This is a genomic window from Neobacillus solisequens, assembly GCF_051233465.1.
Lineage (GTDB): Bacteria > Bacillota > Bacilli > Bacillales > Cytobacillaceae > Neobacillus.
The window spans coordinates 99,043-120,530 of record NZ_JBKFGJ010000002.1 but is presented as its reverse complement, the minus strand read 5'-3'; the positions used below and the strand labels follow the sequence as shown (position 1 = coordinate 120,530).

The 21,488-nt window shown below is 39.7% G+C and carries 25 protein-coding genes; 3 read left to right on the top strand and 22 right to left on the bottom strand.

From position 1 onward, the window contains the following. Window positions 1-38 precede the first annotated feature (38 nt). From ACI3K6_RS01065 to ACI3K6_RS01040, 6 genes are all read right to left on the bottom strand, one after another. Complete coding sequence (locus tag ACI3K6_RS01065) at window positions 39-1,313, bottom strand: peptidase (protein WP_435553348.1); 1,275 nt, start codon at window positions 1,311-1,313, stop codon at window positions 39-41. A gap of 33 nt (window positions 1,314-1,346) precedes the next feature. After that, the gene (locus tag ACI3K6_RS01060; RefSeq protein ID WP_435553347.1) at window positions 1,347-2,012 is read right to left on the bottom strand and encodes a 3-oxoacid CoA-transferase subunit B; all 666 of its coding nucleotides are present in this window, start codon (window positions 2,010-2,012) and stop codon (window positions 1,347-1,349) included. Further along, window positions 1,997-2,689 carry a CoA transferase subunit A gene (locus ACI3K6_RS01055; RefSeq protein ID WP_435553346.1) on the bottom strand — a complete coding sequence of 231 codons (693 nt, stop codon included), beginning with the start codon at window positions 2,687-2,689 and terminating at the stop codon, window positions 1,997-1,999. The genes ACI3K6_RS01060 and ACI3K6_RS01055 overlap by 16 nt, the downstream gene beginning before the upstream one ends. After that, window positions 2,689-4,041, bottom strand: coding sequence for an aspartate aminotransferase family protein (locus ACI3K6_RS01050; RefSeq protein ID WP_435553345.1), 1,353 nt, complete (start codon window positions 4,039-4,041; stop codon window positions 2,689-2,691). The genes ACI3K6_RS01055 and ACI3K6_RS01050 overlap by 1 nt, the downstream gene beginning before the upstream one ends. A 185-nt stretch (window positions 4,042-4,226) precedes the next feature. After that, the gene (locus ACI3K6_RS01045; RefSeq protein ID WP_435553344.1) at window positions 4,227-5,693 is read right to left on the bottom strand and encodes an NAD(P)/FAD-dependent oxidoreductase; all 1,467 of its coding nucleotides are present in this window, start codon (window positions 5,691-5,693) and stop codon (window positions 4,227-4,229) included. Window positions 5,694-5,879: 186 nt separating this feature from the next. Continuing rightward, window positions 5,880-6,044 carry a YjcZ family sporulation protein gene (locus ACI3K6_RS01040; protein ID WP_435553343.1) on the bottom strand — a complete coding sequence of 55 codons (165 nt, stop codon included), beginning with the start codon at window positions 6,042-6,044 and terminating at the stop codon, window positions 5,880-5,882. Window positions 6,045-6,163: 119 nt separating this feature from the next. On the opposite strand from ACI3K6_RS01040, the gene ACI3K6_RS01035 reads away from it, so the two are divergent. Beyond that, a complete protein-coding gene (locus tag ACI3K6_RS01035) occupies window positions 6,164-6,754 on the top strand; it encodes a DUF502 domain-containing protein (RefSeq protein WP_335480112.1) in 591 nt (196 codons plus the stop codon). Window positions 6,755-6,763: 9 nt separating this feature from the next. Here ACI3K6_RS01035 and msrB read toward each other — a convergent pair whose 3' ends face one another. The 3 genes from msrB to rsgA all read right to left on the bottom strand — a co-directional run bounded on the left by msrB (window position 6,764) and on the right by rsgA (window position 8,893). After that, window positions 6,764-7,198 carry a peptide-methionine (R)-S-oxide reductase MsrB gene (gene msrB, locus ACI3K6_RS01030; protein WP_435553341.1) on the bottom strand — a complete coding sequence of 145 codons (435 nt, stop codon included), beginning with the start codon at window positions 7,196-7,198 and terminating at the stop codon, window positions 6,764-6,766. Next, window positions 7,195-7,734 carry a peptide-methionine (S)-S-oxide reductase MsrA gene (msrA, locus tag ACI3K6_RS01025; protein WP_435553340.1) on the bottom strand — a complete coding sequence of 180 codons (540 nt, stop codon included), beginning with the start codon at window positions 7,732-7,734 and terminating at the stop codon, window positions 7,195-7,197. The genes msrB and msrA overlap by 4 nt, the downstream gene beginning before the upstream one ends. A gap of 94 nt (window positions 7,735-7,828) precedes the next feature. Further along, window positions 7,829-8,893 (bottom strand): ribosome small subunit-dependent GTPase A, encoded by a 1,065-nt coding sequence (rsgA, locus tag ACI3K6_RS01020; RefSeq protein ID WP_435553339.1) that lies wholly within the window; start codon window positions 8,891-8,893, stop codon window positions 7,829-7,831. A 351-nt stretch (window positions 8,894-9,244) separates the two neighbouring features. On the opposite strand from rsgA, the gene ACI3K6_RS01015 reads away from it, so the two are divergent. Next, the gene (locus tag ACI3K6_RS01015) at window positions 9,245-9,994 is read left to right on the top strand and encodes a DUF4397 domain-containing protein (protein ID WP_435553338.1); all 750 of its coding nucleotides are present in this window, start codon (window positions 9,245-9,247) and stop codon (window positions 9,992-9,994) included. A 25-nt stretch (window positions 9,995-10,019) separates the two neighbouring features. Here ACI3K6_RS01015 and ACI3K6_RS01010 read toward each other — a convergent pair whose 3' ends face one another. From ACI3K6_RS01010 to ACI3K6_RS01000, 3 genes are all read right to left on the bottom strand, one after another. Further along, window positions 10,020-10,598, bottom strand: a complete 579-nt coding sequence (locus tag ACI3K6_RS01010) for a YpmS family protein (protein WP_435553337.1) — start codon at window positions 10,596-10,598, stop codon at window positions 10,020-10,022. Between the two features lie 6 nt (window positions 10,599-10,604). Next, the gene (locus ACI3K6_RS01005; protein WP_335480064.1) at window positions 10,605-11,432 is read right to left on the bottom strand and encodes an SGNH/GDSL hydrolase family protein; all 828 of its coding nucleotides are present in this window, start codon (window positions 11,430-11,432) and stop codon (window positions 10,605-10,607) included. Window positions 11,433-11,537: 105 nt separating this feature from the next. Continuing rightward, a complete protein-coding gene (locus tag ACI3K6_RS01000; RefSeq protein WP_435553336.1) occupies window positions 11,538-12,116 on the bottom strand; it encodes an SCO family protein in 579 nt (192 codons plus the stop codon). Between the two features lie 173 nt (window positions 12,117-12,289). Here ACI3K6_RS01000 and ACI3K6_RS00995 point away from each other — a divergent pair, with 173 nt between their 5' ends. After that, on the top strand, window positions 12,290-13,177 hold the full coding sequence (locus ACI3K6_RS00995; RefSeq protein ID WP_435553335.1) for an MBL fold metallo-hydrolase: 888 nt from the start codon (window positions 12,290-12,292) through the stop codon (window positions 13,175-13,177). A gap of 27 nt (window positions 13,178-13,204) precedes the next feature. On the opposite strand, the gene ACI3K6_RS00990 is transcribed toward ACI3K6_RS00995, so the two are convergent. The 10 genes from ACI3K6_RS00990 to ACI3K6_RS00945 all read right to left on the bottom strand — a co-directional run bounded on the left by ACI3K6_RS00990 (window position 13,205) and on the right by ACI3K6_RS00945 (window position 21,137). Beyond that, a complete protein-coding gene (locus ACI3K6_RS00990) occupies window positions 13,205-14,047 on the bottom strand; it encodes a DegV family protein (RefSeq protein WP_435553334.1) in 843 nt (280 codons plus the stop codon). Between the two features lie 126 nt (window positions 14,048-14,173). After that, a complete protein-coding gene (locus ACI3K6_RS00985; RefSeq protein WP_335480055.1) occupies window positions 14,174-14,404 on the bottom strand; it encodes a hypothetical protein in 231 nt (76 codons plus the stop codon). Between the two features lie 219 nt (window positions 14,405-14,623). Then, window positions 14,624-15,625 (bottom strand): hydrogenase expression/formation protein HypE, encoded by a 1,002-nt coding sequence (gene hypE, locus ACI3K6_RS00980; protein WP_435553333.1) that lies wholly within the window; start codon window positions 15,623-15,625, stop codon window positions 14,624-14,626. Beyond that, window positions 15,625-16,737: a hydrogenase formation protein HypD gene (gene hypD / locus ACI3K6_RS00975; protein ID WP_335480108.1), complete on the bottom strand. Its 1,113-nt coding sequence runs from the start codon at window positions 16,735-16,737 to the stop codon at window positions 15,625-15,627. The genes hypE and hypD overlap by 1 nt, the downstream gene beginning before the upstream one ends. After that, a complete protein-coding gene (locus ACI3K6_RS00970) occupies window positions 16,712-16,945 on the bottom strand; it encodes a HypC/HybG/HupF family hydrogenase formation chaperone (protein ID WP_335480050.1) in 234 nt (77 codons plus the stop codon). Before ACI3K6_RS00970 ends, hypD begins: the two co-directional genes overlap by 26 nt. After that, complete coding sequence (gene hypF, locus ACI3K6_RS00965) at window positions 16,936-19,227, bottom strand: carbamoyltransferase HypF (RefSeq protein WP_435553332.1); 2,292 nt, start codon at window positions 19,225-19,227, stop codon at window positions 16,936-16,938. Before hypF ends, ACI3K6_RS00970 begins: the two co-directional genes overlap by 10 nt. Beyond that, window positions 19,212-19,871, bottom strand: coding sequence for a hydrogenase nickel incorporation protein HypB (gene hypB, locus ACI3K6_RS00960; RefSeq protein WP_435553331.1), 660 nt, complete (start codon window positions 19,869-19,871; stop codon window positions 19,212-19,214). Before hypB ends, hypF begins: the two co-directional genes overlap by 16 nt. 6 nt (window positions 19,872-19,877) lie before the next feature. After that, a complete protein-coding gene (locus tag ACI3K6_RS00955) occupies window positions 19,878-20,228 on the bottom strand; it encodes a hydrogenase maturation nickel metallochaperone HypA/HybF (protein WP_435553330.1) in 351 nt (116 codons plus the stop codon). Further along, window positions 20,221-20,664: a Rieske (2Fe-2S) protein gene (locus ACI3K6_RS00950; protein ID WP_435553329.1), complete on the bottom strand. Its 444-nt coding sequence runs from the start codon at window positions 20,662-20,664 to the stop codon at window positions 20,221-20,223. Before ACI3K6_RS00950 ends, ACI3K6_RS00955 begins: the two co-directional genes overlap by 8 nt. Next, complete coding sequence (locus ACI3K6_RS00945; protein ID WP_435553328.1) at window positions 20,661-21,137, bottom strand: HyaD/HybD family hydrogenase maturation endopeptidase; 477 nt, start codon at window positions 21,135-21,137, stop codon at window positions 20,661-20,663. Before ACI3K6_RS00945 ends, ACI3K6_RS00950 begins: the two co-directional genes overlap by 4 nt. Window positions 21,138-21,488 lie beyond the last annotated feature (351 nt).

The window sequence follows — 21,488 nt, the reverse complement described above, 5'->3', positions numbered from 1 at the left end:
TTTTTCTAGATTTACTTTTTGTACGATTTTACAGAAGCCTAGATTTCTTCCTGTACCCCACACCAATTTAATATAGTTAAGGCAATAATTTCACTTGCTAAAAACATATCTTCTAGATGGATATGTTCATTGGCGTCGTGGGCAACCTCTGTAATACCCGGTCCAAAAATAACCGCAGGGGTATGGCCAAAGTTCGATAGAATTCCTCCATCCGTTCCCCAAGGACTAGCTTCTATAACTGGATGCTGCCCTTTAATCTCTTTATAACTAGCGGAGAGTTCGGTAACCAAAGGATGTTCCTCATTCAAACTGCCTGGCTGCCATCTGCCGCCAAACCACTCAATGGATAATGGATGGTCCTGAAACCAAGGATCGTGCTGATTAAGCTCTGCCAGACAATTTTCCATTTCTAATTGGGCTGCTGAGATTGTTTCCTCCGGTGCAACCCCCATTCTCCCTTCAATAATCGCTGTGTCAGGGACAGAGGATGGCCACTCGCCGCTGTTCATTTTTCCGATATTAATAGGAATGGGAATTGGAATATTATCGTAAAAAGGGTCTGTTATACGTTCATTCCGGTCTTTTTCTAATTTTTGCAGCCGTTGGATAACAGCTAGTGATTTTTCAATCGCGTTAACCCCTTCATATCGTGTACCACCATGGGCAGCTTTTCCTTTTACGGAAATTCGGAACCACATTGAGCCTTGCTGCTTCGGAAAGACCTTCATGTTTGTTGGTTCCGGAATGATGGCACCGTCTGCTTTGTATCCTCTTAATACTGCAGCCAAAGTACCTGCTCCACCGCTTTCTTCTTCTATTACACTCTGAAAAATAACATCACCCTTAAGCTTAGTTTCGGTTGCAATAATTGACTCCATTGCCATAAGTAAGGCAACGGTGCCCCCCTTCATGTCGGTTGCACCACGGCCATATAATTTGCCGCACTCTATATGACCGCTAAAAGGATCCTCTTTCCAGCTTTTTTCGTCACCAACTGGAACTACATCAATATGACCGTTTAAAATCAAAGATTTTCCGCTACCTGTACCTTTTAAGATGGCAACCAAATTTGGATTCCCATCGAAACTGGTGCGATCACAGCAATAGGCCTCATGTTTTTTTAACTCTTCCCCGCCAATTTCCCAAATATCCATTGTTAATCCCAGCTGACGGCATTTTTCAATTAAAACGGCTTGGGCACCGCTTTCATTGCCTCTTGTGCTATTCTCGCGCACCAAAATTTGCAATAATCTTGCTCCTCTAGCTCGATTCCCCTTCAGCCAAGTTTTGATTCGTTCTTTTTGATTGATCAAATACCACCACTCCCTTTAAATATTCAGAACAGATTAATACGAGACTCTTCTAATATTTTCACTAATGGTAAACTCACACTCAGTCTTTTTGATTACCTCGTTCAGGTCATAGGGCGAGAATAATTCTGTTAATTGTAAACCTTTGTCAATAACTTTAAAAACCGCCAACTCGGTTATGATGAGATCTACGCATGAGGAGGAAGTAAGAGGAAGGGTACATCTCTTAACGATTTTTGGCATTCCATTTTTATCACAATGATTCATTAAAACAATTACTTTCTTTGCCTTTTGGGCCAATTCCATGGCACCGCCCATGCCAGGCACCCTTTTACCGGGGACAATCCAATTGGCCAAATCCCCTTTTTCACTGACCTGCAGGGAACCTAATATCGTGATGTTTACTCTTCCTTTACGAATCATCGCAAATGCAGTGGCACTATCACAATAAGAACCTCCAGGATTTAAAGTGACCGGAAAACCTCCAGCATTACAAAGGTTTTCATCCTCCTCACCTTTTCTCGGTGTGGGGCCCATTCCGGTAATCCCATTCTCAGCATGAAACATGACACGGATATCTTTATTAAGATGATTAGGTACAAGAGAAGGGATGCCAATACCTAAGTTGACCACCATTCCATTTTGGATTTCCTCTGCTGCGCGTCTCGCTAACATATTTCGAATATCTACTCCCATGCCCATTTCCAATTTACTCCTTTCGAGGGAACGATATAATCTACAAATACCCCGGGAGTTATAATTTCTTCAGGGTCAAGACTGCCAAGGGGGACGATATCCTCCACTTCGGCTATGGTTATATCCCCAGCCATCGCAACTAGTGGATTCGTGTTACGAGCACTTTTGTCAAAAATCAAATTTCCATACTCATCTGATGCTTTTGCAAAAACGATTGAAACCTCAGCCGTTAGGGCTGTCTCCACTAAGAATTCTTTCCCATTTAATTGAAAGCGAGGTTTGTTAATAGCAACAATTTCATTATCTAAACCAATATCTGATAGAATAGCAGGGAGTCCTACTCCTCCTGCACGTATTCGCTCCGCCAATATACCCTGTGGTGAAAACTCTACATCCAGCCTCCCTTCATGCATAAACTTTCCGGCAAACGGATTCGAGCCAATATGAGAAGCAATCACCTTTCCTGCTCTTCCGCGGCTTACTAATTTACCAATGCCAATTTCGGGGAATCCTGTATCATTTCCAATCAGCGTCAGATTGTTCACTCCTTTTTCAAGAATGGCATCGATAATCGTTGGTGGAGTTCCAACGCCTCCAAAACCCCCAAACATTAAAGTCATTCCATTATGGAAAAATTTCATAACTTCCTCTATTGTTGTGATTTTTCCAAATGAATTTTCCATTAACTGTCACCTGCATTTTCCGAAATTTCATTTAAAAAGGCTGTAAAGGTTTGTTTTAGTAAACTTACCAATTCAACCATTTCATTTGTTGTAATGGTTAATGGAGGAGATACAATAATCGCGTCCCCATGCACCCCGTCTATGCCGGCTCCTGCCGGATAAAGAAGCAGTCCCTTTTCTTTGGCGATGGTAATCATTTTACTGGTCACCCCCAAATTCCTTGGGAATGGTGCTTTTGTTTTCTGATTTTCCACAAATTCAATTCCCAATATCAATCCTTTACCCCGGACATCTCCAATAAAGGAAAATTGGTTCTTCAATTTTTTCAATTCGTTTTTCAAATAAACTCCTTTTGATTCTACGTCTTTTAAAATCTGGTTTTTTTTCAGATACTCGAGAACTGCCAAGGAAACGGCACATGATTGTGGGTTGGCGCTTAATGTATGTCCGCTCATAACGGATTGTGACCCTGCTAATATAGGGGCCATTACTTTTTCACTTGCCACGGCTGCGGCAATTGGCGCATATCCTGCGCCCATTCCTTTTCCTAATGCAACAATATCCGGAACGACCCCCCACTGCTCACAGGCTAGCATCGTCCCAGTCCTTCCAAAACCAGTCATCACTTCATCAGCAATGAACAGAATATGATAGCTATCACAAATCTGTTTAATTGTTTTTAAATAGTCTTTTGGCGGTGCAATAGCACCTCCTGCAGCCCCAATTACCGGTTCTGCGATAAAGGCAGCGATTTGATTCGCACCAATTCGATTGATCGCTGTCTCTAATTCTCTCGCACATAAATATTGACATGAAGGTGCCTCAAGATTGTAGGGACAGCGATAACAATAGGGGGGATGAACGACCGGAAACTCCTCTAAAAGCGGGACAAAACGTGCCCTTCTACCGGAATGTCCTGACATAGAGAGTGCCCCTAAAGTGATGCCATGATAACTGACCCACCTGGATAATACCTTTGTTTTTGTAAAAATCCCTTGTTCCTGCCAATATTGAATCGCCATTTTCATCGCTGTTTCTGTTGCTTCGGAACCACTGTTTACAAAAAAACTCCAGTTTAAGTCACCGGGAGTCCATTGAGCAATTTCCGCTGCTAATTCCTCTGCTGCTTTGCTTGTAAACTGGGACCTGTAAATAAACGAAATCTTGTTAGCCTGTTCATTCATAGCTTCAATAATTTCTTTTACCCCATGTCCAATATTTGCGGTTACAGCACCGGAAGCAGCATCCAAATATTTTTTACCATTTATATCGTATAAATAGACCCCTTTGCCATAATCAATCATCGGGTATTCTTCGCCTAGCATTGGTTTGATTAAATACGATTGCTCCAACCTTTACCACTTCCCTTACGTAATGAAGTCAGTCCTATTAAAAGTGTATGATTCGATATTTTGTTTCTTTCATTGAAATAATGTTTAAAGCAAAGAAAAAAACAGACACCATTCATGTCTGTTTTTTTAATAATAATAGTAATCGTTCTGTTACTTTACTTTCTCTGTATGGTAGGGTAAGTACATTAAACTTGAACTGATTCTCTTCCTACTTTTGCTGCTTGCTTCTCAATAATATCCCGGGCAATCCAGACTCCGCAGGCACTTGCCTGTGCAAGTCCTCGTGTGATCCCTGCCCCATCACCACCGACATAGAGACCATTAATTTCAGTTTCAAAACGTTCATTTAGCTTTGGTCTTGCGGAATAAAATTTTGCTTCTACCCCATAAAAAAGGGTATGTTCAGAAGCAAGTCCAGGTGTTACTTGATTAAGTGCCTCAGTCATTTCAATCAAACTCTTTAAAGTGTTATAGGGAAGAACTAATCCCAAGTCGCCTGGTACAGCTTCCTTTAAAGTTGGCTCGATAAACCCTTCACGAATTCTTTTTTCAGTAGAACGGCGGCCCTTAAGAATGTCACCGTATTTTTGTACAATCAATCCACCGTTTGATAACACATTGGCCAATCGGGAAATCTCATGAGCGTATTCATTCGGCTTATCAAACGGCTCTGAAAACTTATGTGAAACCAGCAAGGCAAAGTTTGTATTCGGGCTTCCCAGCTTCGGATCTTTATAAGCGTGTCCGTTTGCAAGCATGATCCCGGAGTGGTTCTCCACCACAACGTGGCCGGAAGGGTTGCTGCAGAATGTTCGAACCCTTGTACCAACTGAGGTATTAAACACAAACTTCCCTTCATATAAATGTTCGTTGATTTCCTGCATAACGATATTCGAAGTTTCCACACGGACCCCAATATCCACTTGATTACTAGACATTTTTAAGCGGCGTGATTTCATAATATCTGTCAACCATTTTGAACCATCACGACCGGGTGTAATGACGACCCTATCCGCATAAACATGTTGGTCACCCTTAATATTAATCCCTTTGACGACATATCCGTCAGCTGATTTTTCTGTTATTAAATCCTCTACTTCTAATTTAAATCTCATATCAATTTTATCTTTTAAATACTCAAAGATACTCATCAAGATTTGCAGATTTTGCTCCGTTCCGAGGTGGCGGACCTGGGCGCGCAGGAGCTTCAATCCGGCAGCATAGCCACGGCGTTCAATATCCTTAACAGCATCTGTTAACGGATCGGTAATGCTCTCGGTTGCTCCGTGCTGCAAATTAATTTCATCTACATAGCGTATTAATTCAACTACTTGAGAATCCGGAAGGTAATCAGTCATCCAGCCGCCGAATTCACTTGTAATATTAAACTTTCCATCCGAATAAGCACCAGCTCCACCAAATCCATTGGTAATCGAACAAGCTGGCAAACAGCCTGCAAATTCTTTTCTTCCGGACGCCGGTGGGCATTTTTCAATCTTCTTTTGTAAAATGGGGCAATTTCTCCGATAAATATCATGTCCTTTATCCACTAATAATACCTTTGCGTTAGGCAATTTTAGCGTTAGTTCATAGCAGGTAAAAATGCCTGCAGGGCCAGCACCCACTACAATCACATCATATCTCGTATCCATTGTCAAAAACCCCCATGTCTTGAATTTCTTTAACCATTGGTAAATATATCAGACATCACCCCACTCGTCAACATTAAATACGAACTATTTATAAAATAATTTACTCATTGTTCGTGTTTTTGTTTATGTTTGAAAATACAAAAAATGGCTGATTCTCTTAGAATCAGCCGTCCTAACGCCATATTATTAATATGCCCAGCTAGCGCCAATAATGATTAATAGAATGAACAATACGACGATCAATGCAAATCCGCCAAAACCAAAGCCAAAACCGCAGCCTCCGTAACCATAACCGCCTACAGGGTAGCCGCCGCAGCAGCCATCCATACCATATCCATGACCATAATACATTCGCATTCACTCCTCTAAGAATGTTTCTTTCCCTGTTACTTTATGAAGTAGATGCTTGACCCGTATGTGCAATCGCCTATATTATTTTAAGGACAGGATGAAATGTAGGTGAGAAAAAATTGAAAGCAATCTTGAAAAACTTTATAAATGGGATCTTGACGATCGTTCCAATTATCCTTGTAGTTTATGTAATCTACAAAACGTTTATTTTTCTAGACAGTCTTTTAGGAAATACTCTTAAAATTTATTTTAAGGATGATTACATACCGGGGATTGGATTATTAACTACAATTGTGTTAATAACTTTGTTAGGATGGATGTCTACAAAATTTGTGACAGGTAAATTAATAAAAATCATTGATCGAATTTTAGATAAAATTCCGATCGTAAAAACCATTTATTCCGTCATAAAGGACACGATACAATCATTTTTAGGCGAAAAGAAATCTTTTTCAAAAGTGGCGTTAGTAGTGATACCTGGTACGGAAATGCGAAGTATCGGCTTTATTACTTCCGAACAATTGGAGGATTTCTATAGTCCTCTAAAGGATCATGTGGCAGTCTACATTCCGCAAACCTTTCAGGTGGCGGGATTTACCTTCTTAATCCCAAAAGAACAGGTCGAATTGATGGATGTAAAACCTGAAGATGCAATGAAATTTGTATTATCCGGAGGAATGACTTCAACAGCAAAGCTAAAAAGCCGCTAATGCGGCTTTTTACTTTTCTTCAAATAGTTTTATGAATTCTGCATAGCCTGCCTCTTCAAGCTGATCCTTTGGGATAAATCGTAACGCTGCAGAATTAATGCAATATCGGAGGCCAGTTGGCGCAGGACCATCATTGAAAACATGTCCCAAATGTGAATCAGCCGTTTTGCTTCTTACTTCTGTCCGAATCATAAAATGGCTGTAGTCGGATTTTTCCAGCACTTCTTCTTCCTCGATTGGCTTGGTGAAACTTGGCCATCCACAGCCTGCATCAAATTTATCCAGAGAACTGAACAGCGGCTTACCTGACACAAAATCCACGTAAATGCCTTCTCTCGTTTCATTCCAAAATTCATTACGAAACGGGGGTTCTGTCCCGTTATTTTGCGTCACTTCAAATTGGATTGGCGACAGAGTCTTTTTTAATTTCTCTAGATCCTTCATTTTTTCTGATCCCCCCAATGTTCTTTTATAAACCCAGCCCGGCCGGAACCGATATGATATCTCTCATAATGAACTGGATTTTTTTTATAATACTGCTGATGATACTCTTCGGCAGGATAAAAGGTTTTTGCCGCTAAAATAGGAGTTACGATTGGCTTACTAAATCGGCCGCTCTCTTTCAACGCCATCTTAGAATCTTCTGCTAGCTGTTTCTGCTGCTCATTATGATAAAAAATCGCGGTTTCATAAGATTGTCCACGGTCATAAAATTGACCCCCGGGATCCGTTGGGTCAATTTGTTGCCAGAATAATTCAAGCAGCTTTTCGTATGGAAAAACTTCCGGATCGTATGTTATTTGCACGGCTTCGTAATGACCTGTTGAATCGGAACAAACCTGCTGATAGGTCGGATTTTCAACGGTACCCCCTGTATACCCTGAAATGACGTTGATGATGCCTGGTTGCTGGTCAAAAGGCTTCACCATACACCAAAAGCATCCCCCGGCAAACGTTGCCACCTGATAGGACTGATCCATGTTACCCACCCCTTTTTGTGTTTAATATGAGTATACAGAAAGTCTCCATCAGATTGCAAAAAGCCGAACCAATGAGAATGGTTCGGCAACTTCTTTATCGAATTTTTCGTTGTTTCATTTGCTTATGGATATTCTTCCACTTTTTCTTTTCTTCAGCCTGAGCCCGCTTATCTGTTTTCCGCTCAATAAAAGCTAACTCGCGCTGCAGTTTATTGTAACTTGATAGTCGGTTGACATCAATTTTGCCTTCTTCTATGGCTTTCAAGACGGCACAGCCAGGTTCATCATTGTGCTCGCAATCCCTAAATCTGCATTCTTTGGAAATTTGTTCAATTTCAGAGAATGTTTCTGATAATCCATCTGCACTTTCCCATAACTGCAGTTCTCTCATTCCTGGGGTATCAATTAAAATACTGCCATTTGGAAGCAAAATCATTTCCCGATGTGTGGTGGTATGTCGACCTTTATCATCATCAAGCCGAATTTCTTTTACTAATTGCTTATCAACACCTAATAGACGGTTCGTTAAGGTGGATTTACCAACTCCTGATGAACCCAGTAATGCAATAGTCTTCCCCGGAAGTAAATAGGCATTCAAATGTTGAAAACCTTCCTGAGTTTCTGCACTAATTGGTATGACTGGAACACCGTAAGCAATGGCTTCTACTTCAGCCACCTTCTCCGCCACATTCCCACACAAATCAGCTTTACTTAGAATAATGACCGGGCTTGCACCGCTTTCCCAGGTTAATAATAGATAGCGTTCCATTCTTCTGAGGTTTAAGTCTTCGTTTAAAGAATTCACCAAAAAGACTGTATCCACGTTAGTGGCAACGATTTGTTCTTCTGTTGTCAAACCAGCTGTTTTTCTAGAAAATTTACTTTTCCTAGGGAGTATACCAGTTATGGTTCCTTTGCCATCATCTATTCTTGGCTTAATGATTACCCAGTCGCCAACAGCGGGGTAATCCTCTCGGCTAAAGGCTTGATAGTTGAATTTACCAGATACTTCGCATAATAGTTCACCATGTTCTGTCCAAACACGGTACATTTGTTTATGTTCGAGAGCGATCCTGCCTAGAATCGCATTATCTTCTGTTTTTAATTGTTCAAAATCGGTATGGATCTTCTCCGTTAATCCAATTGTTAATAAGTTCAATGTTAATTCCTCCAGCGAAAATAATTTGAGTTGGCTTTCATGCCATAACAGATAAAAAACCATGGGCAGACACAGCCCATGGTTTTATTCGCAGGAAGGAATAAACGTCAAATATCTCTATAAAGAGACACTATGGGCTGTGCAGATACTAAAATTTTTCTTCACAATTCTATTCGACTGAATAAACATTGCACATCACCCACTTTCCAACTTATTTGTTTTTAGTATATGTTTATAATATCCATTTGTAAACAAAAAATGAAAAAATTATATCTTTTGGAATAAAACTTTGACACTCCCCCATTTCTGTTTGAATAAAGTAGTATGTAAAAGATTAGAGGAGATGGTTGGATGCCTGATAAACGAACCTCTACAGAATATCTGCAAAGAGCTGCACTATACGATACTCTTGCTCAGTATTATAAATACACAAATCCGCAATATCACATCCATTACTACCTTAAACACCTTCACAACATAAATAAAGCAATGGAAGTTATGCTTAATACCGCCCGAACACAGAGTGATGCAACTGTCAGAATTCTGCATTCATCATATAATTCCCCTAATATTGACGTTTATGTCAATGGTCAACAACTCATTAAAGATCTGCCGTTTAAAAAGGTCAGCACTGATCTTACATTAAAGCCCGGCAAATATCATATTGATTTATATCCTGCCGGAAATATGGTTGACAGTGTGTTAAATAAAAAAATCACTGTCGAATCAGGGGGTTCCTATACTTTAGCTACAATTGACCAAGTTACCAAAATGCGACTGCTCATTTTTGAAAATCATCCATCTGTTCCAATGAATGAAGCTAAGGTCCGGTTTATTCATTTATCACCTGATACCCCCTCCATTGATATAGCCGTTAAGGACAGAGATGTTGTATATCCAAATGTGTCCTATAAACAAGCAACTGAATATCTTGCCCTTACCCCTATGACCATTGATCTTGAGATCAGAAACGCAGGAACCAAACACGTAATCCTCCCAATGCCTAAACTGCTTTTTAAAGCCAATGAAAGCTACACCATTCTGTTAGTGGGATTATCAGAAGAGGCACCTGAGCTTCAAATCGTAAGGATCATCGATTGAAAAAGGCGCCCTGCTTTGAAGGCGCCTATTTTACGGGTACTAAAATTGTAAAAGAGATCTTGTTTTTCTTTAAATCAAATTGCTCTGCTTCTATTTTCATATCACTTTTCAATTTCAACTCTTGCATATGAACATATATAAGTTTGTCAGACGGTCTTATTTCCACACCACGAGGCAGTTTATAATTTTCTTTTATAAACGAAAGGACGTAGGAAATGGGTACGCGCAAACTACCAATTGACATTGATTTTTGCTTTAAGACTAAATCCCCGTTTTTTATAGCTTCTGGCTCAAATGTCAGTTTCATATTAATTTTATCGCTAAAAACTGGGAGAATGCCGTACAATTCCACTTCATCATTCAATACTACACGATAATCAATGGGGGAATCTTCCACTTCTTGTTCCAAATAATGATTAATTAATCGGTTTAAATCGTATTTATTTGATTTGACGTGAAAAGATACATAATCTCGATTTGAACCTTTTTTGGCTGGAATATCAGGACTGGAAGCTGGAGACACAATTAAGGAAAATAAAATAATTGCTGTCAAAAGGTTGATACCCATTAAAATCAAGAACGACATTTTCCATTTATTTTTCATATCCGTCTAATTCTCCTCATTACTAACCACGTACGGCTTCTTTTCAAGATCAGGCAGAACCTTCTCCTCCAAGGTATCATTCAGCCTCTCAGCAATCAGCTCATAGCCTCTGTCATTAGGATGAAAGTTATCGGTATATAACAAATTTTCATTAGCGTGCAAAAATACATCCTCAATAGAGACGAAATAGGCATTTCCATAATTGGTCATGATTGCTTGAGCTGTTTGATTCCAATCAGAGACGATCTGATCCATCTCTTTAATATCGGAAAACCACTTGGAAAAAGGATTATATAAGCCCACAAGCACAATCGAGGCATTAGGATTTTCTTCAGAAATTTCTTCCATAATCTCGATTAAGTTTCTCCGATAGATTTCTTTTCCCTCGGTAAAATCCGAAAGCTGGAGATCTGAGAAATGATCCTTCACCACTTTCATTAAATCATTGCCGCCAATAGTCAGGATGACCAAGTCTGCCTTTTGTAATACAGGTTTCATTTCTGGAGATTTCAATCTCTTTAACAGCTGAGTAGTACGATTCCCTTTTACACCGTAGTTATAAAAATCCACTTCTTTGATTCCTTTTTCTTTTTCAAGCATGGTTTTTAAATAGGGCAGATAACCGCCCTGCCCGGTGCTGTCACCTACACCTTGTGTCAGGGAATCCCCTGCTGATAATACAGTTAATTTACGTGGATAAAAATCCGCAGGAACGGGCTCATAAACTTCTATAGCTGTTTGCTTAACCTGATGGAGGGCCATTTTGTCTTCACTGCAGGAACCCAATAATAGGATTAAGAGAACTAGAAGGGGGACAAACTTTTTCAATTTCATTCACCTGCCTTCTATATCATTCTTATTATATCATGACTTAAACAATACAAGATAAATGTGTAATTTATCTTATGCATATTGAAAAAAATAGACCAATTCAATGGTCTATTGCAGTGCTTTAATATCATGAATCATTTCATCATACTGAACATTTTTGTACCCGTCATAGGATTTTTTTATATGTCCATCCGGACCGACTAAATAGATATACGTTTGATGAATAACCTGGTTTCCTGTATCAGGTTTTTTCACAAAAGTCTTGAAGTTTGTTTTAGCAAAGTCTTCTATAAATCCCTGTGAATACCCTGTTAAAAATGTCCAATTCTTAAAATCTACTCTGAATTGCTGAGCATATGTTGTTAATTTGTCCGGAGTATCAACCGTTGGATCAACACTAAAGGAAACAAATTCTACATTTTTTAGTTTTTCCTCTTTTACCATCTTTTGCAATTTGAGCATATTGGATGTCATAGGAGGACAAACGTCAACACAACTGGTAAAAATAAAATCAGCAATCCAAATCTTACCTTTTAAATTCTTCAATTCAACTGGTTTATTCTCTTGGGAAGTTGCCGAAAAATTTGTAACCGGCCAATCTACTTTATTCTGAATCTCTTCTTTTCCACATCCAGATAATAATAAAGCGATCAACATAAAAATGATCCATCCAAACCGAATCTTCATTAGCTTCACACAACCTTTTATTCAATATCCGTCAATAGTGTAACAAAATTTCAAAAAAGAAGAAAGAAAAGTTCTGCTGTAAAAATTTTTTGAACTATTTTTAAGATGTGATATAATGAATGAACATTCACTCATTCTATTAAAAAATGAATGTTAAAGGCGAGGTGAACAGGATGGAACAAATTGGTCCATTGATGATTTTAGAGGGTCCCAACCGGAGCAAAGTCCCTTATTCTAGAAGTTTGTATTTGGATTGCTCTGAAAAAGTATTAATTGACACAGGTGCTGATCCAAAAGTGTTATTGGATGTTGATCATGAAAAGGGAATTGAATTAATCATAAACACTCATTACCATCCCGATCACACCCTTCATAACCATCTCTTTAAAGATGCCACCAAATTAATCAATCCGATTGAATTTGATACCTCCCGTACGGTAGAAGAAGTCGCAAAGGCAAATGGAGTCTATCAGGAATGGGGCGCAGAGGGTGTCGAGAAATGGAAAAGGACACTTCCAAAAGAATGGACTAAAAATCTAGGCGAAATTTCGGGTACCTACGAATATGAATCCCAATATATCTTTGACGGGGTGAAGGTAATCTTCTTACATACCCCAGGACATACCCAAGGTTTTTCATGCCCGTATTTTCCTGACTTAGGGGTTGCGTTTGTTGGAGATTATGATATGACTTCATTTGGACCATGGTATAACGGAACAGATGGAAATATTGATGAATTCATTGCCTCAGGAAATCGGCTGCTAACCCTTGATGTACATACCTATATTACCGGACATCAAAAAGGTATTTTTTCGAAGGAAGAATTCCAGGATTCCATGAAGATCTACCTAGATATTATCAATCGTCGAGACCAACTAATTGAACAGCATGTCCATCAAGGATTAAGCTTTGATGAACTGGTTAAGGTCGGAATTTTTTATCCTAAAAAAGCATTGGAAAATCCAATTTTAAACACGTGGGAACGAAGTGGAATCCGTAAACATTTACAACGGTTGGGGTATGCGATAACAGAAACAAAAGAATTAGTAAAAGACAAATAGGATGGGCAGCTTCGCCCATCCTATTTTTTAATCTGTATAATACATTAAGGCAAAAGCACCTGGTCCCGTATGAGTACTTACCGTTGGACCTGTATAATCGATTTCGACATCCTGAAAACCGGTTACCTCATAAATGCCTTCTTTAATTTTTGCGGCAATTTCATATGCTTCCGCATGGGCAATGCCGACACGTTGAATCGTTTTTCCCTTAACATCTTCTGCAAACTGCTTGACCATAAATTTGACAACCTGGGAATAACTGCGCACTTTTGTAACAGGTGTATATTCCGCTCCTTCAAGAGAGGCAATTGGTTTGATATTCAATAGAGAACCGATAAATGCCTTACCTTTGCCAATGCGACCACCTTTAACAAGGTTCTCCAACGTATCTACCATTATATATAATTTGGTATGGTCACGAATCGTATCTAGGCGTTCAAGAATTTCCTGCATATTCTTGCCTTGTTCAGCCATTTCCGCAGCCTCACGAACCTGAAATGACAACGCTTTAGAAATAAATTTAGAATCAATAACGGTCACTTTCGATTCAGTCATTTGAGCGGCACTTTCAGCAGATCTGACGGTTCCACTCATTTTCCCGGTCATATGAATAGAAAGGACTTCGTAGCCTTCTTTTCCAAGGCGGTCATATACCTCAAGAAAAGCGCCAGTGGAAGGCTGAGAGCTTTTTGGAAGCTCTTTGGAATGACCCATTTCTTCAATAAACCTAACAGGATCTAATTCCACTCGATCTAAATACGTTTCTCCATTTATCGTAATTGCCAATGGAACCACTTCAACACCCAGTTCCTTTGCTACTTCAATTGGCAAGTCCAAAGTTGAATCGGTTACAATTTTAATTTTGCTCATGTGTTCACATCCCTAACGTGTTCCTTCTTTGTATTATACAGGTTTCAAAGCTTGAAAGAAATAAATTCTTCATAATTCCTTAAAATTGACCAAGAAAAAACAGGTCAATTTTACATGACCTGTTCACTAATCAAAGGATTTAAAAATATAAGGACTAATTTTTGGTTGAGTATTCGGTTCATGTTGGAGATCAGATTCCTTTACAATAAATAGATGAGGACCGTCTTGCTTTTTTGCTTTTGGTACAGTGGCTTTTACAGATGTTAGATCCTGATTGCAGGTTGGACAAATCCAATTTCCATCAGCATAGCTACTATAAGAAACTTTGTCACATTTTGGGCAGAGTTTTTTGTACATGATTACGACAACTCCTGCTAATAATTATTATTTTTTTATAATATATGATATAAATTGAATAATAGACCTTCATATAGTAGAGTGTTGTTCTCATTAAAGAACCGTTTAATATGATTATACTATAAAAACCCCTGAAAATAAAGTTTATTTATTCTTTATTAAGAACAAAATGGATATTAAAAAAAATGCCCCCATTCTATGTTGAATGGAGGCATTTTATTAACAAATCCGCGGAAACATTGTTCCTGATAATCTTGTCAGTAATCTTTTTGAACCAAGTGGTGTTTCCAGCAATAGCTGACCTTTTTGTTTTCCAATGATCGACCCAATTACTTTTGCATCTTTTCCTTCAGGAAATTCCTTTAATATATCAAGTATTTTGTCCTTTTCGTTTGCTGCCACAATAATAATTGCTTTTCCTTCATTAGCGAGATAAAGCGGATCATAACCCAAAAGATCACAGGCCCCGTGCACTTCTGATTTTACAGGTAAAGCAAGCTCATCCAATTTCATGGTTAAGTGGAAGTCTTCTGCTATCTCCACAAGAGTTGTAGCTAATCCACCTCTTGTTGGGTCTCTCATGATTTTTACTCCATCTGTTTGTTCAAGAACTTCCCAAAGCATTTTATTTAATGACGCACAATCACTGTTAATCGGTACCGTAATACCTAATTCTCCACGTGCAGCAAGGACAGCAATCCCATGATCACCAATTGTGCCTGTTACTAGGATGGCGTCCCCTTCTTCAAATTCCAAACTGCAACCCTTACCCGTTTCATAGATGCCGATTCCAGTAGTGTTAATGTAAACTCCATCTGCACTTCCCCGTTCAACTACTTTTGTATCGCCAGCTACAATTTTTACACCGGTTTTACTGGCTTCATCTGCCATATCCCTTACAATTTTTTTAAGTTCTGCAATTGGGAACCCTTCTTCAATTACAAATCCACATGTTAAGTAGGCAGGTTTAGCTCCACTAACAGCAAGGTCATTTACTGTTCCTGCCACCGCTAACTTACCAATAGAACCACCTGGGAAAAATATTGGATTAATCACGAATGAGTCAGTCGTAACGGCAATTTTGCTGTTTTGAATAGTAATTTCTGCCGCATCAAATAAGGCTGCTTTACCATCGCCAAAAGACTCCACAAAAATTTCCCTAATGAGTCGGTGGCTCAATTCACCACCATCTCCATGTGCCAGACTAATATATTTCTCCATTAAAAGCTCTCCCTCATGTATTGATAATAGGCTGCACAACTTCCTTCTGCTGATACCATGCATGGGCCAATAGGGTTCATTGGATGACAGGCTTTTCCGAAGAGCGAACACTCCGTTGGTGCAATCAGTCCTCGAATAACTTCACCGCAACGGCATTTTGTTTTTCTAGGCTCTCCTACATTCACTGAGAAGCGCTTTTTGGCATTATACTTATCATACTTTGGCTTTAAATCCAGTCCACTGTTGGGGATGATTCCGATGCCCCTCCATGCCTCGTCGCATTCTGTAAGATATTGGTCCATATGGTTTTGAATCACCTGGTTCCCTGTTTTTCTGACAACAGCTCGATGATTATTTAATATCTCCGTTTTCCCCGACATTTTTAGATCCATTAATTTGTATATACCTGAAAGAAGTTCTGCTGTCTCAAAACCGGTTATGACTCCTGAAATCTGATATTCATCTGTTAAATAGTAATAGGAATCTTCCCCCAGAACAATTGAAACATGTCCAGGCAGTAAAAAACCGTCTAAATGAACTTCACCTGCATCAAGCAAATATCTTAATACAGGCTCGACTAATTTTGTTGTCATCCAGATCGAGAAGTTCTCGATCTTTCGTTTTTCAGCCTCAGCAACCATGAGAGTTAAAATGGGAATCGTCGTTTCAAAACCAATTCCGAGAAAGATTACTTCTTTTTCTGGATGTTCCTCTGCTACTTTAACAGCATCAATCGGTGAATATAATACGCGAATATCCTTACCGGCAATTTTTGATTCCAGCAATGTTCCTTTGGAACCTGGCACTCTCATCATGTCGCCGAATGTACAGATGATTCGGTTCTCTCCCTCGGAAAGGGCAATCATAGCATCTATCGATCGCTGGTCTGTTACACATACGGGACAACCCGGTCCGGAAATAAGGTTTACATAATCCTTTATGTATGGTTTTACCCCTGTTCGGGCAAGCGACATAGTATGGGAGCCGCACACTTCCATGAAAGCCGGTTTACGGCCAAATTTCCCTTGGAATTCCTTTGCTTTTTCAATTACAGCTTCAGCCAGTGGCTTACAGATTTCTGGATTGCTAGACTGTTTCAGAACTTCGTGCATTGACAAGTTTCATCCACTCCTCCACACTTTGTTTAGCATATTCCTCATCGACAATACTCATTGCCTGGCCTGCATGGACAATGACATAATCCCCCAACTCCACCTCAGGCACGAAGATGATCCCCACTGTTGTTTGTGAACCAAGGACATCAACCTCTGCACTAAATTCATCCTTTTTTATTACCTTTGCTGGTACACCTACACACATAATTTTGCCTCCTTCTTGGCTGCAGCCGCAGCTAATTGTCCAAAGGACAGTCCCCCATCATTGCAAGGAATTTGTTCCGGGACAAATACGTGGAATTCATTCTTTCGCAATTCCGCGGAAATTCTTTTTCTAAGGTACCTGTTATGAAAGCTGCCACCTGAAAGTACTACCTTTTTTTCTTCACAAGGAATATCCCTAGTTATGTTGCTCAAAGAAGCGAGAATAGCTTGGACAACCGTTTCATGAAAGCTTCCACTAATCTCGGAGACCTTTTTTTCTTCCAAAACGTCAGAAGCAATTTCCATTAGCATTTCTGAAAAATCAATAGTTAAAATCTCTTGGTCTAGCAATTTATAAGTATACGGTTGATACACTTTATTCTCATCAACCAGCTCAGAAAGCAAAATGGCAGCTTCGCCGTCATAGCTTGAGACCGTTGTCACGCCACATAAGGCACTTACAGCATCAAATAACCGACCGCAGGTTCCGGCATAAACGGTATTGATATTTTTATCAATCATCCTTTTTAATACATCAATATTGGCAGTATGTTCAGGGAAAATTTGTTTCACTAATCGCTCCCCTTCCTTGCCGTTTAGAGATATGAGCATTGCTGCTGCATTTCTCCATGGTTCTTTGATACACTTTTCACCACTGGGAAGAGGAGTATAGTGTAAATGTGCCAGGCGATTAAACGAAGCAGCGTCTCCATGAAGAATTTCAAATCCCCAAACGTTTCCATCTACCCCATAACCAGTCCCGTCCAAAATAACCCCAAATGCCTTTCCAGAAATACGATGCTCCTCTAAACAGGCTGCCATATGGGCATGATGGTGCTGAATTGGATAGACTTCCGAAAAATCAAATTCATTTACTAGATTCTGAACTTGATAGCCGGGATGCATATCAATTACTGCTGTATTCATTGGTGGGTCCATCCATTTAAGAAGATGGGCCAACTCCTGCTGATAATGATTAATGGTTTCTAGGTTTTCTAAATCACCAATATGTGGTCCAATAAAGATTTGTTCATTTCTACCGATTGTAAACGTCGTTTTTTGTTGTCCCCCAAAGGCTACAATCCCAGATACATTCAGTATAGAGGTTAAAGGGTCAGGAACATACCCTCGCGAACGTCGAAAAAAATCAAGTTTACCATCATTGATCTGTACAACAGAATCATCTACAGGATGAAGAATTTCTCGATTATGTACCAAATAATAATCTGCAATTCCGTCTAAATAGTGAAAAGCCTCTTCATCTTTATATAAAATTGGCTGACCGGATGGATTTGCACTTGTCATAACTAGGCAGGAAAGATCTTGGTCTGCAAATAATAAATAATGAAGCGGTGTATAAGGCATCATGACTCCGATCGTACCCATACCGGGTGCCACACTATGAGCCAAGTCGTAATTGGATTGTTTTTTTAAGATGACGATTGGTGATTCAGGACTTTTTAATAGATTTCTTTCGGTCAGATCCATCCTCGTAAACTCTGCAGCAGAGTCTAGTGAGGACGCCATGACGGCAAGAGGACGATTAGGTCGTTTTTTTCTGATACGGAGCATAGATACAGCTTGCTCATTTCTCGCATCACAACTGAGGTGATATCCACCAATCCCCTTAATTGCCACAATGCCGCCTTGTTTTAGTAGATTGATCGTGTGTTGAATTGGATCCTCACAATCCACCTCATTACCTTCCCCGTCAAGTAAGCGGACTGTAGGACCGCACTTAGGACAAGCAATTGGTTGAGCATGGTGTCTTCTATTTGTCGGATCCTCATATTCCTTCCGGCAGTCTTCACACATTGGAAAGCTTTCCATAGAAGTGTAAGGCCGGTCATAGGGCAGTTCTTTAATTATCGTGTAACGTGGACCACATTGAGTGCAGTTAATAAATGGGTATTGATAACGAAAATCTGTCGGATTATTCATTTCTTGTAAACAATCCTCACAAACAGCCGAATCAATAGGAATAACTAGCATCGATGTTCCGCTCCGCTCACTTTCAATAATCGTAAAATCGCTTACATGTTGAAATTCAGCTTCTTCAACTATAATTTCAGTCATTTTTGAAAGTCTTGGAGCTTTATTTTTTAAATCTGCTAGGAAGGCATCCAGAACGTGGTTGTCTCCTTCAAGATAAATTTTGACACCATCCATATTATTTTGTACAGTGCCGCACAGCTGATATCGCTTAGCAAGCTGAAACACGAATGGCCTGAAGCCTACCCCCTGTACCCTTCCTCTTACAGCAACCCTTATTGCTTTAAGCATTTGCCATATGCTCCTTCAATCCATGATATCCATTCATGAAGTCCTTCCTGAGTACGTGCGGAAATAGGCAATAAGAGGGATTCAGGATTAATCTCAGTCAAATCCTTTTTGGCTTCTTCAACGCTAAAATCAAGATATGGCAATAAATCTATTTTATTTAAAAGTACCAGTTCAGTCCGCATGAACATTTGCGGATATTTTGGGATCTTGTCATTACCTTCAGGAACACTGAGGACAGCTACCTTATGGTTTTGCCCAAGATCGTAGCCTGAAGGACAAACCAGATTACCAACGTTTTCGATAAATAAGAGATCAATCTCCTCCAGATCAAACTCAGCCAGTGCAGCAGCTACCATTCTCGCATCAAGATGACATCCTCCATGAGTATTGATTTGAACTGCTTTAGCACCCATTGCTCTAATCCGATCAGCATCTCTTTCTGTAGCCAAATCCCCTTCAATAACGGCTATCCGATATTTTCCTGAAAGAGCTCTTACTGTTTCTTCTAACAGCGTGGTCTTACCCGCACCAGGTGAGCTCATCAGGTTAATCACTAAGGTATTAGTGCTTTGAAAAAGCTCTCGATTGAACTCTGCAGCTTTGTTGTTATTTGTTAATACATCTGTTCTTAATGTTACCTTCATAATAGATTACTCCCCCTCATATGATAGTACCTGAAAAGTTTCCCCTGACAGCATCCTGCCGGAAGGAATGTTGCATTGAGGACAAAGGGCAATCTTTTGCTCGGGACGGTAAACATGCCCGCATAGTACGCATTCGGCCTTTGCCTCCTCAAGGTGTATAACCAGTTCAGCAGTTTCGGAAAATAGCTGGGGATTTTGCTCACGAATTATAGCAAAGGCCATTCTAAGAGCGTCCGGCATAGCGTTTGCTATTTCTCCGACAAGCAACTCAATTTTTTCCAGCCTTTTTATTCCTTTTGCCTCAGCGTCCTCTTGAACAAGCTGGATGATATCCCCCATTAGTGACATCTCATGCATAACTACCACCCTGTCTCTTATACGTCTGTATCCCTATGTAATACTGGTGATCCTTTAATTTCAACGGTAACGAATCAAGTCTTAGTTCACCTGTCATGGACTTAAAATTAAAGTCTTTTTCGCAATTCAAACATTTCCCTGTTGAATATTGCGAAGCCAGGAAAATAATATTTGAACATTCAGGGCAAATCCCATCCACTGCATGCAGGTTCTCACCATGCTTTGAAACAATAATGGGTTTACCATTAAGAAATTTCATTTCCACTTCAGCGTAAAGCTCACTTTCGTTCATTAAAGGAATCCAGCTAATCCCCAAAGCTTTATCGGCAGCCTCCTCCATTTTTTCCAAGTCATCACTCAAAAATGGCTCGTAAACAGATTTAACTGTATGGAACAAACTTCCAGCCATCTCTTTTAAAAAATCTCCCCGTTTCATCTTGAATGACTCCAATTTTGGACCTGCTTAATTACAGCACTTGCTAGTTCATCAAGATTGGCTTGATTGGTTTCAGTCAAGCCAATTCCAAGTTGAAGTGAAGTTGGCTGCATTCCCAACATGGCTATTCGCTTCGGATATCTTTCCCGCATTTTGGCGGCCATTAAGACCTCTTGGAAACCCAACTGATGAATAGACATTTTAATTCCGAAGTATGCTGGAATCTCGTCACCTTCCAGTTTAATTATCGTCCCTCCAGGTTTACCTGCATTAATGGCATCAATGATTATTAAGTTCTCTGCGTCTTCCACTGGACCAAGCAACTTGATCCCATCTGTCAACCCTTCAATTATTTCAATATTTTCATTGTTCTTGAATGCTTCCTCTAATAATGGTAAAACATAAATTCCTACACCCTCATCCGAGAAAAGAGTATTACCAATTCCTAAAATGGTTATTTTATTTTCGCTCATGGCTATTCTCCGATCTGTTTCATTTCATTCAAAAAACAACCAACCGTTATGGTTTACAATTCCCCTCCGTAATTCCTAATAAGTTCTTCTATTCATAATGCTATCACTTTGACATGGTAATAACTGTGAATATTTTTTAAATCTTTTTTGGCCGATAGGAAAGTATAAACTTACCATCAGGTATAAGTGCAACTACGCCTCTGTCTTCGGCTAAAGGTTCGCCAATCGTCGAGTTTTCTTATTAAAAAACTTGACTGTTGATTTCCGCTCCAGGCACTTCGCTTTCCAAGGGCGTTTCGGAGAGCCTCCTCGGCGCTTGCGCCTGCGGGGTCTCTCCAGAACCGTACTCCA

Excerpts from the sequence above, each read along its gene's own strand:
- ACI3K6_RS01000 (WP_435553336.1), bottom strand. The coding sequence starts at position 12,116 with ATGAAGATTCGGTTTGGATGGATCATTTTTATGTTGATCGCTTTATTA.
- ACI3K6_RS01055 (WP_435553346.1), bottom strand. The coding sequence starts at position 2,689 with ATGGAAAATTCATTTGGAAAAATCACAACAATAGAGGAAGTTATGAAA.
- hypE (WP_435553333.1), bottom strand. The coding sequence starts at position 15,625 with ATGGAGAAATATATTAGTCTGGCACATGGAGATGGTGGTGAATTGAGC.
- hypB (WP_435553331.1), bottom strand. The coding sequence starts at position 19,871 with ATGAAGGTAACATTAAGAACAGATGTATTAACAAATAACAACAAAGCT.
- msrB (WP_435553341.1), bottom strand. The coding sequence starts at position 7,198 with ATGAAGGATCTAGAGAAATTAAAAAAGACTCTGTCGCCAATCCAATTT.
- ACI3K6_RS01045 (WP_435553344.1), bottom strand. The coding sequence starts at position 5,693 with ATGGATACGAGATATGATGTGATTGTAGTGGGTGCTGGCCCTGCAGGC.
- ACI3K6_RS01010 (WP_435553337.1), bottom strand. The coding sequence starts at position 10,598 with ATGAAAAATAAATGGAAAATGTCGTTCTTGATTTTAATGGGTATCAAC.
- ACI3K6_RS01060 (WP_435553347.1), bottom strand. The coding sequence starts at position 2,012 with ATGGGCATGGGAGTAGATATTCGAAATATGTTAGCGAGACGCGCAGCA.
- ACI3K6_RS00945 (WP_435553328.1), bottom strand. The coding sequence starts at position 21,137 with ATGAGCGAAAATAAAATAACCATTTTAGGAATTGGTAATACTCTTTTC.
- ACI3K6_RS00990 (WP_435553334.1), bottom strand. The coding sequence starts at position 14,047 with ATGAGCAAAATTAAAATTGTAACCGATTCAACTTTGGACTTGCCAATT.
- ACI3K6_RS00970 (WP_335480050.1), bottom strand. The coding sequence starts at position 16,945 with ATGTGTGTAGGTGTACCAGCAAAGGTAATAAAAAAGGATGAATTTAGT.
- ACI3K6_RS01040 (WP_435553343.1), bottom strand. The coding sequence starts at position 6,044 with ATGTATTATGGTCATGGATATGGTATGGATGGCTGCTGCGGCGGCTAC.
- ACI3K6_RS01005 (WP_335480064.1), bottom strand. The coding sequence starts at position 11,432 with ATGAAATTGAAAAAGTTTGTCCCCCTTCTAGTTCTCTTAATCCTATTA.
- hypF (WP_435553332.1), bottom strand. The coding sequence starts at position 19,227 with ATGCTTAAAGCAATAAGGGTTGCTGTAAGAGGAAGGGTACAGGGGGTA.
- ACI3K6_RS00950 (WP_435553329.1), bottom strand. The coding sequence starts at position 20,664 with ATGAAACGGGGAGATTTTTTAAAAGAGATGGCTGGAAGTTTGTTCCAT.
- msrA (WP_435553340.1), bottom strand. The coding sequence starts at position 7,734 with ATGGATCAGTCCTATCAGGTGGCAACGTTTGCCGGGGGATGCTTTTGG.
- ACI3K6_RS00955 (WP_435553330.1), bottom strand. The coding sequence starts at position 20,228 with ATGCATGAGATGTCACTAATGGGGGATATCATCCAGCTTGTTCAAGAG.
- ACI3K6_RS00985 (WP_335480055.1), bottom strand. The coding sequence starts at position 14,404 with ATGTACAAAAAACTCTGCCCAAAATGTGACAAAGTTTCTTATAGTAGC.
- ACI3K6_RS00995 (WP_435553335.1), top strand. The coding sequence starts at position 12,290 with ATGGAACAAATTGGTCCATTGATGATTTTAGAGGGTCCCAACCGGAGC.
- hypD (WP_335480108.1), bottom strand. The coding sequence starts at position 16,737 with ATGCACGAAGTTCTGAAACAGTCTAGCAATCCAGAAATCTGTAAGCCA.
- ACI3K6_RS01015 (WP_435553338.1), top strand. The coding sequence starts at position 9,245 with ATGCCTGATAAACGAACCTCTACAGAATATCTGCAAAGAGCTGCACTA.